The sequence below is a fragment of the Leucothrix mucor DSM 2157 genome (assembly GCF_000419525.1).
Classification (GTDB): domain Bacteria; phylum Pseudomonadota; class Gammaproteobacteria; order Thiotrichales; family Thiotrichaceae; genus Leucothrix; species Leucothrix mucor.
The window spans coordinates 1,264,708-1,277,776 of sequence record NZ_ATTE01000001.1; the positions used below are offsets into that span (position 1 = coordinate 1,264,708).

Annotated in this window: 8 protein-coding genes; 7 read left to right on the forward strand and 1 reads right to left on the reverse strand. The window is 49.4% G+C overall.

The features are described from left to right. The first annotated feature begins 817 nt into the window (after positions 1 to 817). The gene (locus LEUMU_RS0105620; protein ID WP_022951298.1) at positions 818 to 2,017 is read left to right on the forward strand and encodes a serine hydrolase domain-containing protein; all 1,200 of its coding nucleotides are present in this window, start codon (positions 818 to 820) and stop codon (positions 2,015 to 2,017) included. Here the strand turns inward: LEUMU_RS0105620 and LEUMU_RS0105625 are convergent. Continuing rightward, positions 1,992 to 2,915, reverse strand: coding sequence for a LysR family transcriptional regulator (locus LEUMU_RS0105625; RefSeq protein ID WP_022951299.1), 924 nt, complete (start codon positions 2,913 to 2,915; stop codon positions 1,992 to 1,994). The two genes, LEUMU_RS0105620 and LEUMU_RS0105625, sit on opposite strands and share 26 nt — an antisense overlap. A gap of 103 nt (positions 2,916 to 3,018) precedes the next feature. On the opposite strand from LEUMU_RS0105625, the gene LEUMU_RS0105630 reads away from it, so the two are divergent. The 6 genes from LEUMU_RS0105630 (at position 3,019) to LEUMU_RS0105655 (ending at position 13,066) form a co-directional block, all read left to right on the forward strand. Continuing rightward, the gene (locus tag LEUMU_RS0105630) at positions 3,019 to 4,518 is read left to right on the forward strand and encodes a CoA-acylating methylmalonate-semialdehyde dehydrogenase (protein WP_022951300.1); all 1,500 of its coding nucleotides are present in this window, start codon (positions 3,019 to 3,021) and stop codon (positions 4,516 to 4,518) included. A gap of 16 nt (positions 4,519 to 4,534) precedes the next feature. Next, positions 4,535 to 6,193, forward strand: a complete 1,659-nt coding sequence (locus LEUMU_RS0105635; protein ID WP_022951301.1) for a GMC family oxidoreductase — start codon at positions 4,535 to 4,537, stop codon at positions 6,191 to 6,193. A gap of 26 nt (positions 6,194 to 6,219) precedes the next feature. Then, entirely contained in the window at positions 6,220 to 8,733 is a 2,514-nt protein-coding gene (locus LEUMU_RS0105640) for a CoA transferase (RefSeq protein ID WP_022951302.1), read from the forward strand. Positions 8,734 to 8,834: 101 nt separating this feature from the next. Then, a complete protein-coding gene (locus LEUMU_RS0105645) occupies positions 8,835 to 10,490 on the forward strand; it encodes a BCCT family transporter (protein ID WP_022951303.1) in 1,656 nt (551 codons plus the stop codon). A gap of 282 nt (positions 10,491 to 10,772) precedes the next feature. Next, a complete protein-coding gene (locus LEUMU_RS27795; RefSeq protein WP_169446382.1) occupies positions 10,773 to 11,933 on the forward strand; it encodes a GGDEF domain-containing protein in 1,161 nt (386 codons plus the stop codon). A 2-nt stretch (positions 11,934 to 11,935) separates the two neighbouring features. Next, a complete protein-coding gene (locus LEUMU_RS0105655) occupies positions 11,936 to 13,066 on the forward strand; it encodes a GGDEF domain-containing protein (protein WP_040503948.1) in 1,131 nt (376 codons plus the stop codon). Positions 13,067 to 13,069: the final 3 nt, after the last annotated feature.

Genomic DNA, 13,069 nt, shown 5'->3' on the forward strand with positions numbered 1-13,069 from the left:
AGTGCCTCCTCCGTCTATCGGGGCACTACCCCATCCATTATTAGCACTATCATTCATTCTCACGACGTAATTTTGACCGTCATTGAGTGTTATCGGGCCTACTGTTGTGTTGTAAGCGGTCCCGCCTCCAGAGGTAAAAGGCCCGGCTACGAAGCCCCCTGAGGTTGTTTCAATTGTGATTGTGTTTTGATTAGCATCAGCAGGCCAGTAGACTACAAGTTCGACTTCAGCTGCGAGCACAGAGGAGGATGCGCTGAATGCCAATAGAGCTACGAGAATTTTCAGAAGTAAGGTACTTGAGTACCCCACGAGTTGATGGGGGCGACACATGTTTCTAGTTTTCATTGTAGTTTCCGGGACGAGGTGTTTAGGTGTTTAGGTATTTTTGTATTTAGCAGCAAATACGAAACCTTGACGTCTGCTATGAAAACTATCGCCACGGAAAAAATCACCTTTCAGGACAACCTAACAGATTAAAACTTGACCAGAGCTTAATTTTTATTGACTTATTCTTGTTTGCATGTTTTTAGTCGCGAGTATGAAGCTAGAAGCGCGTGCTTTTTATTCATTCAGAACTCAAATCAGATGACTTTCTTTGAATTCCATTATCTGGAAAGATTTTATGTGTGTCTGAACAGCGTTCTTATAAAGTGTTGAGGATAACGGCATTTTAATTCTAATTATCGAGCTCAGTTAGAGTCTTACACTCTTCTCCCCCTTCTCACCTATAGCATATGATAAAGGACGTTATCATATGCTATAGAGGTTAAACCCAGATCGGCTGTGTGACGCAAGGTTTACACAACAAGGAGTCATCATGAAAAAATGGATCATTTCAATACTGCTGGTGTTGTTAGCCGGTGGCGGCGCTTTCTGGGCAACTGCCGATAAAGATATGCGCAGGCTCATTCTGAATTTCCCAACTAATACCGATGTGCTCTTCTGGTCAACGGCGCAGCGGGATGCTGCTTTTCGCGCGCTGGACCGGATGACTGTCCTGGCAGACTCTCGTGTTATCCCCGCTGGTGAAAAAGTCTACCCATTGCCGCAAGGCGAACCGCTTGATGTAGGTGTAGATGTCGATGCCTTTATGCAAGATCAGCGCGCAGCCGCTTTAGTCGTCGTGCAAGATGGCAAAATTCGCCTGGAAAAATATGGGCTTGATTTTACCGCAGCGGGTCGCTGGACCAGTTTCTCGGTGGCAAAGTCAATCACGTCAACTTTGCTTGGTGCGGCGATTCAGGATGGTTATATCAACAGTGTTGATGAGATGGTGTCGGACTATATTCCTGACCTTAAAGGATCAGTTTATGACACGGTCACGATTCAACAGCTAATGACCATGACCTCCGGCGTGCAATGGAATGAAGACTACGCCGACCCTAATTCAGATGTTGCACGGTTTAATGCGCACAAGGCTGAGCAGGGCGTCGATGTGACGGTGAGCTATATGCGCCAGCTAACACGCGAGGCACCTCCCGGAACCAAGTGGGTGTATAAAACGGGGGAAACGAATTTAATTGGCGTGCTGGTAAGTTCAGCAACTCAGAAAAATCTGTCGGAATACCTCTCAGAAAAGATCTGTCAGCCGTTTGGCATGGAACAGGATGCAAGCTGGATACTTGGCACCTCAGGGCATGAAATCAGCGGATGTTGTGTGCAGGCTGCGACTCGTGATTTTGCGCGATTCGGTTTGTTTATCCTGAATGATGGCATAGCGGATGGTCAACGGGTCTTGCCGGAAGGCTGGGTTGCAGAAGCCACCATGAACCACATTGATTCGTCTGAAGCGGGCTATGGTTACGGCTATCAGTGGTGGAATCTGGGTGATGGTGCCTATATGGCCAGAGGCATTTTTGGGCAGGGGATTTTTATTGATCCTTCGCGGAATCTGGTGATTGCCTCAAATAGTAACTGGCCGCAGGCCACTGATACTCAAGGGGGTGATCAGGAGCAGCAGCGGTTGGCTTTTTATCGGCAAGTGCAGTTAGCTACCACACCATCTCCAACACATTAAAAAACGCATCCACCACCGGATCTTTTTGATGGGCTTTTAAGGTCACTGCACACAAAGCCGTCGGAATACTCACCGAGTTTGCGATCGAAATAGCGCCCGACTGCTGCTCATGCAAAGCAATCGACTCGCGGCATAAACTCAGCCCGATACCCGATTGCACCATGGCCATCATCGACGATTCCTGATCGACCCGTGCAACCACATTTTGGGTGCAATCACGCTCGTGAAAAATAGTGTCTAATAAGCGTGAATGCACCGAGTTTTCCGGCGTTCCAATCCATGGCATTGCCGCCAGCTCATCCCACTGCGCATGCTTAATCTGATATTCCCAGCCCGCTGGCCCGATCACCCGATAATTAAACTCGGTCAGTTTACGGGTGTAAAAGTCATCGAGTGACTCATTGGGATGGTTCACATGGGTTTGTGCGTAGTCTTCAATCGCCCCTAAAAAGAAGCCGACATCCACTTTGCCACGACGCAGGCCGGTGAGTACTTCGCCGCTAATGCCGTGGGTGAGTGAGGTCTGTACTTCAGGGTAGGCATCAATCAGCCCTGCCAGTAGTTGCCCTAAGCGAATAAAGCTGGGGTCAACAATGGTACCAATGCGCAGTTTGCCCTGAACCCGACCGGTCATGCGTTTGGCCGTTAGGTTGAACTCAGTCAGCGAGGAGAGTACGCGATTGGCTTTCGCCAGCATCACCACGCCTTCGGTGGTTAGGCCAAGGCCTTTGGAGGCTCGGTGAAACAGGGTTAAGCCGGTATCTTCGGAGAGGCGCTTTAGCTGCAAGCTTACGGCGGGCTGCGTTAAATTGAGTATTTCAGCGGCGCGCGACACGCTGCCTTCTTGAGCGACAATCACGAAGGCTTGCAGGGTGCGAATTTCAGGTGTTCTAGTCATATTAAAATTATTTATATCACATCCTATTCATCGTCATTGGATTATTTTCAGGCGACTGCTTACTCTAGCGGTCATTCACACATCACAGTCGAGGAGAGAGAAAATGAGCATCAATGAAATTGGTCACTACATCAATGGTCAGCGTGTTAGCGGTGAGCGTACTAAGGTTCAGGATGTCTATAACCCAGCCACCGGTGACGTGACTGGCAGCGTTGCGCTAGCCTCAACCGCTGAAGTGGATATGGCCGTTGCCGCCGCTCAAGCTGCTTTCCCAGCCTGGGCTGACATGCCACCAATTCGCCGTGCACGATTGATGAATCGCTTCCTTAATCTGTTGAATGAAAACAAAGATGAGCTGGCTCGTGCGATTACTTTAGAGCATGGCAAAGTGTTTACCGATGCCCGCGGTGAAGTGGAGCGCGGTATCGATATCGTTGAGTTTGCTTGTGGCATGCCTCAGCTATTAAAAGGCGATTACACTGAGCAAGTGTCTACCAGCATTGATAACTGGACCATGCGCCAGCCGCTAGGTGTGGTTGCCGGTATCACGCCATTCAACTTCCCGGTCATGGTGCCCATGTGGATGTTCCCGGTCGCGATTGCGGCGGGTAACACCTTTGTCCTGAAGCCATCACCGACTGATCCAACCGCCTCGCTGATGATGGCGGATCTGATGAAAGAAGCAGGCTTCCCCGATGGCGTATTTAATGTCGTGCAGGGTGACAAGGTGGCAGTTGATGCCTTGCTGGAGCATCCCGATGTTCACGCGCTGTCTTTCGTTGGCTCGACGCCGGTGGCTAACTACATTTACGAAACTGGCGCACATCACGGCAAGCGTGTGCAAGCCCTTGGTGGTGCGAAAAACCACATGCTAGTCATGCCGGATGCGGATCTTGATAAGACGGTTGATGCTTTACTCGGTGCTGCCTTTGGCTCGGCGGGTGAGCGTTGTATGGCAATTTCCGTAGCGGTCTTAGTTGGCGATGTGGCCGATAAAATCATGCCCGCTTTGGCAGAGCGTACACGTGCGCTAAAGGTCAAAAATGGCTTGGAGATGGATGCTGAAATGGGGCCAATCGTCACCGAGGCATCACACAGCCGTATCCTGTCGTATATCGACAAGGGTATTGAAGAGGGCGCGGATCTGATTGTCGATGGTCGCGATCTCTCTGTAGAAGGTCATGAGAATGGCTTCTTTATGGGTGGCACTTTGTTTGACAATGTCACTAAGGATATGACGATTTACCGTGAAGAGATTTTTGGTCCGGTACTGGCTTGTGTCCGCGTCGAAAGCTTCTCCGAAGGCGTTGAGCTAATCAATGCACATGAGTTTGGTAACGGGGTGAGCTTGTTCACCCGCGATGGTAACTTGGCGCGTGAGTTTGGCCGCCGCATTCAAGTGGGGATGGTGGGGATCAATGTGCCGATTCCGGTGCCCATGGCTTGGCATGGTTTTGGTGGTTGGAAGAAGAGTTTGTTCGGCGATGCGCACGCGTATGGCGAAGAAGGTGTACGCTTCTACACGAAACAAAAATCCATTATGCAGCGCTGGCCTGAAAGTATTTCAAAAGGTGCTGAGTTCTCCATGCCCGTTGCCCGTTGATTGAGGATCATCTCTTATGTCGCAGTCATTTGATTACATTGTAGTGGGGGCCGGCTCTGCCGGCTGCCTGCTAGCCAACCGCCTAAGCAAAGACCCATCAAAACAGGTTTTGCTATTAGAGGCCGGTAAAGCCGATCGCTATCCGTGGATTCATATACCCGTCGGTTACCTGTATTGCATCGGTAATCCGCGTACCGATTGGCTCTACCAAACCGAGCCGGACAAGGGGCTCAATGGCCGAACCCTGCGTTACCCGCGCGGCAAAACGCTGGGCGGTTGCTCATCCATCAATGGCATGATTTACATGCGTGGTCAGGCTCGGGATTATGATAACTGGGCCACGCTCACCAAGGATGAGGACTGGACCTGGGATAAGGCGCTGCCGTATTTCAAAGTGCATGAGAACCACTACAAGCTCGATAATAACGAGAACCCACCCAGCAAAGCCGGTGGTAAATTCTCCGATTTACACGGGCATAATGGGGAGTGGCGGGTTGAAAAACAGCGCTTGCGCTGGGATGTTTTAGACTCTTTTGCTGAAGCGGCGACGCAAACTGGTATCGAAAAAACGGATGATTTTAATACCGGCGATAATGCGGGCGTTGGCTACTTTGATGTGAACCAAAAGTCCGGCTGGCGCTGGAATACCTCAAAAGCCTTTTTGCGACCGGCTAAACAGCGCAGCAATTTAACCATCTGGACCGAAGCGCAAGTTGAGCGGCTGACCTTTGAAAAAGACAGCGATGGCAAGCTTCGTTGCAGCGGTGCTGTGGTTAATAAAGCAGGGCAGTCGGTTACGGTCAATGCGACGGGTGAGGTGGTGCTATCGGCTGGTGCCATTGGCTCGCCACAGATCTTGCAGTTATCCGGTATCGGCCCGGCAGAGCTATTAAAAAGCCATGGTATTGAGGTGCAGTTAGATGCGCCGGGCGTGGGTGAAAACCTGCAAGATCATCTGCAAATTCGCGCTGTGTTTAAGGTGAAAAACACCAAAACGCTGAATACCATGGCTAACTCTTTGCTGGGTAAAGCGGCTATTGGTTTGGAGTATGCACTTAAGCGTAGCGGCCCAATGAGTATGTCGCCTAGCCAGCTTGGCGCTTTTACCAAGTCTGACCCAAGCCGCCCACATGCGAATCTGGAGTACCATGTGCAGCCTTTAAGCTTGGAAGCCTTTGGGGAGGATTTGCATGCGTTTCCGGCGATCACGGTGAGTGTGTGTAATCTCAACCCGACCAGCCGTGGTCACGTGCGCATTCGCTCCAATAACTTTAAAGATGCACCGATGATTTCGCCAAACTATCTGGCGACTGCGGATGATCGCAAAGTGGCGGCCGATAGCTTGCGCCAAGTGCGTGAGATCGTCGCGCAACCGGCAATGGGTGAGTATCAAGCAGAAGAGTTTAAGCCCGGCGTGCAGTTCCAAACGGACGAGGAGTTGGCAAAACTGGCGGGTGATATCGCTAACACAATCTTCCACCCAGTCGGCACGGTGAAGATGGGGCACGACGATGATCCAATGGCGGTCGTGGATTCACATCTGCGAGTGAGAGGCGTGCAAGGCTTGCGCGTGGTCGATGCCAGCATTATGCCTGAGATTACCAGCGGCAATACCAATTCGCCGACCTTGATGATCGCAGAAAAAGCCGCCGCCTGGATGGTGAATGGCGATTAGCCATAAATAATATATTGGAGCATAAGATGATGCGCAGTAAAGCTTCTGAGTTGCCGCTTAAGGGCGTGAAAGTCGTTGATTTTGGTCAGTACATTGCTGGCCCCGCCGTGGGTATGATGTTGGCGGATTTGGGTGCAACGGTGGTGCATATCGACCCACCGGATGGGCCGTTTTGGGATAACCCCGCCAATGCCACACTCAACCGCAATAAACTCATTCTTAATCTGGACCTTAAAACTGAATCCGGTCTGGAGCAGGCTAAAGCCTTGATCGCGGCCAGTGATATCGTGATTGAAGGATTCCGCCCCGGAAAAATGGCCAAGCTAGGGTTGGACTTTGCAGCGCTGCGCGCAGAGCGGCCTCAGCTGATTACCTTATCGATTCCGGGCTTTGCTTCTAACGATGAGCAACGTCGTGAGCTGCGGGCGTATGAGAGTGTAATTTCCGCCAGCTCCGGTGTGTTTACCGATATGGGCTTAAACCGGGTATTGATGGGCATTAATCCCTCGTTTTCACCGCTGCCATTGCCATCGGCTTATGGTGCGATGTTGGCAGCTTCATCCGTCGTGATGGCTTTGCAGGCGCGCGAAGAAAATGGCTTGGGCGATTCTATTGAAGTGCCACTGGCGGCTGCGGCAATGGAAGGCTTATGCTACAACTCAATCGATATCGAAGGCATCCCAGAGCGGTACGTTACACAACGGGAAGCGGAGATCACGCGCCGCCGGGTTGAAGGCTTGCCGATGAACTTGGTGTATGACGAGCTTCAGGAGTTGCTCGACCCATTCTATCGCAGCTATATGTGCAAAGACGGGCGCATGTTCTACGTGGTTTGCCCCAGCCATAAGCACCATGCTAAGCGCTGCCTTGAAGTACTGGATATCTACGATGAGCTGGTCGAAGAGGGCTTAAGCGAAGAGGACGATACCTATTTACCGAGCTCCGAGTGGTCATCTGATACCTCGCTGGGTGTGTACCCCATGCCGAAGTTCTGGGCGGATAAAATCGCGGAAAAAATGAAAGAGGTGTTTCTAACCCGTACTTCCAAAGAGTGGCAAAAGCTATTCGGGAAAGATGGCATTCCCGGAGCGCCGCAGCGTTGGCTGCAGGAGTGGATTCACGATGACTTTGCCGAAACAGCAGGCTTGATGATTGAAGTGCCTGACCCAGAGTACGGCATGATGATTCAACCCGGCCCGATTGTGTGGTTGGAGGAGAGTGGTGAGGAAATGCTAACACCACAGCCTCGGCAGTGGGTCGATTTTGATACCGCACTGAGTGCATTCAAAAGCATTAAAACCAAGCTGCCTGCCATCACCAATCCGGATGATCGCAGCGGCTGGTTGGAAGGCGTGAAAATATTGGACTTATGCAATGTCATTGCCGGACCACATTCGGCCTGCTATCTGGCGCGCTTTGGTGCCGAGGTGATTAAGCTCGACCCTGCCACGCCAATGTACGACAGCTGGAACACGGTCATTTATGGCATGTCGCAAATGCAGGGCAAGCGCTCGATTCTGGCGGACATTCGTTCTGAAAAGGGCCGTGAGGTTTTTGAGAAATTAGTGAAGTCGGTGGATGTGATTATCTGGAATGCGCCGGATAGCCAAATCAAAAAAATGGGTCTAGATACGGAGGGCTTGCGGGGCATTAATCCCGAGGCAATCTTCTGCAAACTGGATTGCTTTAGTGGTGTGCGCAGTGGGCCGTGCAGCAACTTTGTTGGTTACGATGATCTGGTTCAGGCATCTACCGGCATTATGCTGCGCTTCGGTGGCGCGATGGATACTCCCGAAGAGCACGCACATGTCGGTACTATTGACGTGATGTGTGGCTTTGGCGGAGCCATGACAGTCGCTACTGCGTTGTATCAAAAATATAAAACCGGACGCATTGGCCGCGGGCGCACCTCATTAACTGCCAATAGCGCTTTACTGCAAATTCCGTTTTGCTTTGATTACCGCAAGCGTGGTCTGTTTGATGAGCCTTCGGGCCGCGAAGCCAGTGGCTACGACGCACTCACGCGATTTTATTACACCGCCTCTGGTGAATACGTCTTGCTGAGCGCGTATGAGTCGGATATTCACCGGCTGGAACAAGTGGAAGGCTTACAAGGTTTTACCGAGCTGGGTGCTGATGAGCGCGCGCTATTTTTAGCGACTGCCTTTTTGGGGGCCAGTGGTTCGGATTGGGTGGAGCGACTGCAAGCGGCGGATGTGGGGGCGGTTGTCTGTGAAAATATTGACTCCTTGCGGGTGAATTATAGCCGCATTGCCGATGGCACCTCAGGCATTGATCGGGGCAGCTATTCCTTCTCGATCTTTGAAGATCACCCCAGCGGCCACAAAGTCACTCAGCTCGACCCTTATGCCGTGCGCCCGACTCGCAGCAGTGTATTTGCCTTATCGCGCCCTGAGAAATTCGGACGCTCAACGCGTGAAGTATTGGCTGAGCTAGCCTATAGCGAGGCTGAAATTGATGGATTAATTAACAGTGGAGATTTAAGTGAAAGCTGGAGCAAGGAATACTTGCCCAGTTAGGTGTAATAGCGTACTAGTCAGCGCGTAGTGGCCGCCGGGCCTTGTGTTTGCCCGGATGCGCGCTGACATTCACACGTTCGTAAACAAAAAAGGAGAGATCTATGGCGCATAAGCCACCATTAATGGATTTGCCCATCAAAGTCGCCGACGGCGGTTTTTATGATGGGTTTAATAAGGATGTAACGATTACCGCCAAAATATTATTGGGTACCTTAATCATTTGGGCAATCGCATTTCCAGATAACGCTTCTAGTGTCTTAAATGGCATTAGCGGCTTTTTGCTAGCTCACTTCGCGACCTGGTACATCGGGGTCGTTGCGTTCTTTATTATCGCCTGTGTGTTATTGGCGGTTATTCCTAAGTCGGGAAAGCTGATTTTAGGCTTACCGGGCGATAAGCCCGAGTTCTCCAACTTCTCATGGTTTTCGATGATGTTTGGGGCGGGTATTGGTATCGGTATGTTGACCTTTGCCACAGCTGAGCCAATGTATCACTTTGCGAATAATCCTGAAGTCATTCAAGGGATCAGCGACCCCTCGGCAGCTAACAATGTGACCTTCGCCTACAAGTGGTCGTTCTTGCATTGGGGATTCTCTGCGTGGGCTTGCTATGCCTTGGTTGGTCTGTCTTTGGGCTACTTTTCATTCCGTCGTAACTTGCCGTTAACCATTCGTGCCGGGCTTACGCCGTTGTTTGGTCGGAGCTTATCTGGCCCACTTGGTCATGCGGTGGATATTGTTGCGGTGGTCGCAACGGTACTGGGTGTTGCGCAAACGCTGGGCTTTGGTGTCGAGCAGTTTGTCGCTGGTTTGTATCGCATTGGTGTGGGTGATTGGCTGGTCGATGCAGATGGTAAAGCAACCACTAGCGCGATTATCTTTGCTTTGGTTGTGATCATGGGCGCGTCGACCTTATCCGCACTGTCGGGCGTTGGTAAAGGTATTAAGTGGTTGTCTAATATCAATATGGTCTTAAGCTTCTTCCTGTTGATATTCTTCCTGATCTTCGGCTCGACCTTCTTTGGTCTGCAAGCGCTGTACATGGGAATCTTCGAATACATCGTTAGCTTACCGGACCTGCTATTCACCGTTTGGAGTGCTGATGGCACCGAAACCGGCGATGCCTTAGCGGGTTGGCAAGGTGGCTGGTCGGTATTTTACTGGGCTTGGTGGATTGCGTTCGCGCCGTTTGTTGGTGTGTTTTTAGCGCGTATTTCCAGAGGCCGTAGCGTGCGTGAATACGTGCTTGGCGCGATGATAATCCCATCCGTTATGTGCTTTATCTGGTTCACGACCGTAGGTGGTACCGCAATTGATCTTACTCTGAACGGTGGTGCAGGTGATGCGATATCTGGCGCAGGGCAAGAGTCGCAATTGTTTGCCATGTTGGATGTGATGCTGTCTGATTCCCTTTCATGGATTATGGCGATCGTAGTCGTTGTGCTGTTGTTGACTTACCTTGTCACCACCGCTGACTCGGCAATCCTAATCGTAAACACCATTAACTCTGGTGGCGATGAAGGGCCAAAAGCCCGTCCGCACATTATCTTCTGGGGATTGGTGTTGGCGTTTGTAGTTGGTGCGCTATTGGTAATCGGCGGGCTGGGTGCCATTAAAACGGCGATGGTGATTGGTGCGTTGCCGTTTAGTTTGGTGATGGTGCTGATGGGTATTGCCTTGATTAAGGGCATTATTAAAGATGGCTTCCGTAAGCAGAATGGCGTGCCGAGTACTGATCCTAATGCTAGTAATGTTTGATTAATTAGATCGACGTTAGACAAGCGGGGCTGCAATGGCTCCGCTTTTTTTACCATCAAAGAACCTGTCCAGAGCATTCAATCTAGGATGCATTTTAGTATCAACCATTTTCTGGGGTTGGCAAGAACTTCCGGTCAGGATTAAGCCTAAATTAAGTTAAATAATGCATTATGTGCTGTAGCATAATTTTTTTACACAATGCTTATTTCAAACAACTTTTCACCTCATCCAGATGCTATGAAGAATCAGAAATTTTTTAGGAATATTCAGACCGATAGTGTCATGGATACGGTTTCACTGCGAGAAATACAGTCAGAAATAACCAAGCTAAAAAACAAACTTACTCCAAAAATAATCAACTATCTCGCTATCCTGTCGGTGTTGTCATTCCCTATTTCGTTGTACAGGACAGTTGAGACCGAGTGGTTTGAGCTTACAACCTTGCTGCATTACTCCGTTTTCTTTTTGGCTGGGGTATTATTTTTAAGTCGACATCACGTTGATCACAAGGTCGTTATTTACTATTTAGCGTACTCAGGTTTGATCTTCAGCAGTACAGAGTTTCTGGCCTTTGGGTTTATGGGGATTGGCGAGTTGAGCGCTGCCTTTACCGTTATGGTGTCCTTCTTCTATCTTGATAAGCGCATCACCATTCTGGTCACTATAATCGCTTCGTCATTTTATTTTATTTCGATGAATAACTTTGTCATTCAGCAGCAAGCGTTGCCCGTTCCTGCCGCCGACTTTCTGAAGTCACCAGTGAACTGGTTGGCTATTTATTTCAATGCAGCCGTGTTCTTTTTCTTTATCGGTATCTGTACTGAGTGCGTGCATAAAAAGATGATTAATCTGGGAAAGGCGCTCAGAGAGAAGAGTATTAAAATCGAAGAGCAAAATAAGAGAATCGAGTATTTAGCGAACCATGATCAACTCACCGGGCTTCCTTCTCACCGCATTGTCGGCGATAAATTGCAACAAGCGATGGATGCGGCAAAGCAAAATGGACATCGGTCCGCGCTACTGTTTTTGGATTTAGACGGTTTTAAAGCGGTCAATGATACGCATGGTCATGAGGCAGGTGATGTTCTCCTGAAAAAAATTGCGAGTCGTATAAAGCATACAGTATCTGATGGAGACAATGCATGCCGAATCGGCGGGGACGAGTTTTTAATCATCATTAGTCAGATCACGAATGAGGATTGTCTTAAAAAAATCTGTACAGACTTAATTGATTCAATCGCAAAGCCAGTACACTTTAAAGACACGTCGCTGACTGTGGGGGCCAGTATCGGTGCGGCTGTTTACCCGAGCTGTGCCAATAATGCTAAAGATCTGCGTGCTAAAGCTGATGAACTTATGTATCAGGTAAAAAGGAGCGGCAAAAACAATTACCGGATTGCTCGCATCGCGACTTCGAGTCAGCCCCAATTGATTTGTAGTTGATTATGAAATATAGATTATCCCATATTGATGAGGAGTTGGCGCAGTTCAAAAACAATGCGGCACCGAAACTTATTCTATTTCTGGCGATAGCGAGTGTGTTTTCGCTGCCCATTTCAATCTACCGTATGGTTCTGACAGAAACGTACAACTTCAGCTCATTGCTGCACTTTACGATTTATATAGCCGTTGCGGTTGTCTATCTGTTTCGTCACAAGGCTACCTACCAAACCTTTGTCTATTTGCTTTTATACTGCTGCCTGATGCTGTGCTACACCGAGTTAAATGACTACGGATTTATGGGGGTTGGTGAGTTGACTGCAATGCTAACGGTTTTGTTCGCATTGTTTCATCTGGGAAGGCGAATGACCATTTTGGTTGTCGTGTTGGTTTCTGTTATTTATTTTTCCGCGATGCTCCAGTTTACCTACCTGGACAAGGTACTACCGCTATCGGCTGAGCAGCTTAAAGGGTCTGGCGTATTCTGGGCTGCAATTTATATGAATGCGTTGATTTTTTTCTTTCTGATTGGTGTCTGTACAACGACTATTCACAAGAAAATGATAGCGCTAGGTGCGTATCTCAACGAACAAAATAATCAAATAGAAGCGCAAAATAGGCGTATTGAATTTTTGGCAAACCATGATTCACTGACCGGCTTACCTTCCTTAAGGCTTGCCAGTGAAAGATTGGAGCAAGCCATTTCTGATGCAGATAAAGGGAATCATAAAGCAGCCCTGTTGTTTTTGGATTTGGATGGCTTTAAATATGTGAACGATACTTATGGTCATGAAGCCGGAGATAGATTGCTTCAGATCGTTTCTGAGCGACTCAATAAAACCACCTCCACGAGTGATACCGCCTGCAGGATCGGTGGTGATGAGTTTTGGGTGATTGTCCGTCGCGTGGAAAGTTATGAGCAGATCGAGAAGATCTGCTCTGATTTAGTGGATGTTATTGGCCAACCAATTGACCACGAGCAAGAGCAGCTATCTGTTGGTGCGAGTATTGGTGCTGCTACTTACCCGTGTTGTGCCAAAGATTCCAAAGGCTTAAAATCCAAAGCAGACGAGCTGATGTACGAAGTAAAGCGGTCTGGGAAGAATAGCTACCGCATTGCAACGAGCACAGCTTAATCA

Coding starts and splice junctions, on each gene's coding strand:
- LEUMU_RS0105620 (WP_022951298.1), top strand. CDS start 818: ATGAAAAAATGGATCATTTCAATACTGCTGGTGTTGTTAGCCGGTGGC.
- LEUMU_RS0105625 (WP_022951299.1), bottom strand. CDS start 2,915: ATGACTAGAACACCTGAAATTCGCACCCTGCAAGCCTTCGTGATTGTC.
- LEUMU_RS0105630 (WP_022951300.1), top strand. CDS start 3,019: ATGAGCATCAATGAAATTGGTCACTACATCAATGGTCAGCGTGTTAGC.
- LEUMU_RS0105635 (WP_022951301.1), top strand. CDS start 4,535: ATGTCGCAGTCATTTGATTACATTGTAGTGGGGGCCGGCTCTGCCGGC.
- LEUMU_RS0105640 (WP_022951302.1), top strand. CDS start 6,220: ATGATGCGCAGTAAAGCTTCTGAGTTGCCGCTTAAGGGCGTGAAAGTC.
- LEUMU_RS0105645 (WP_022951303.1), top strand. CDS start 8,835: ATGGCGCATAAGCCACCATTAATGGATTTGCCCATCAAAGTCGCCGAC.
- LEUMU_RS27795 (WP_169446382.1), top strand. CDS start 10,773: ATGGATACGGTTTCACTGCGAGAAATACAGTCAGAAATAACCAAGCTA.
- LEUMU_RS0105655 (WP_040503948.1), top strand. CDS start 11,936: ATGAAATATAGATTATCCCATATTGATGAGGAGTTGGCGCAGTTCAAA.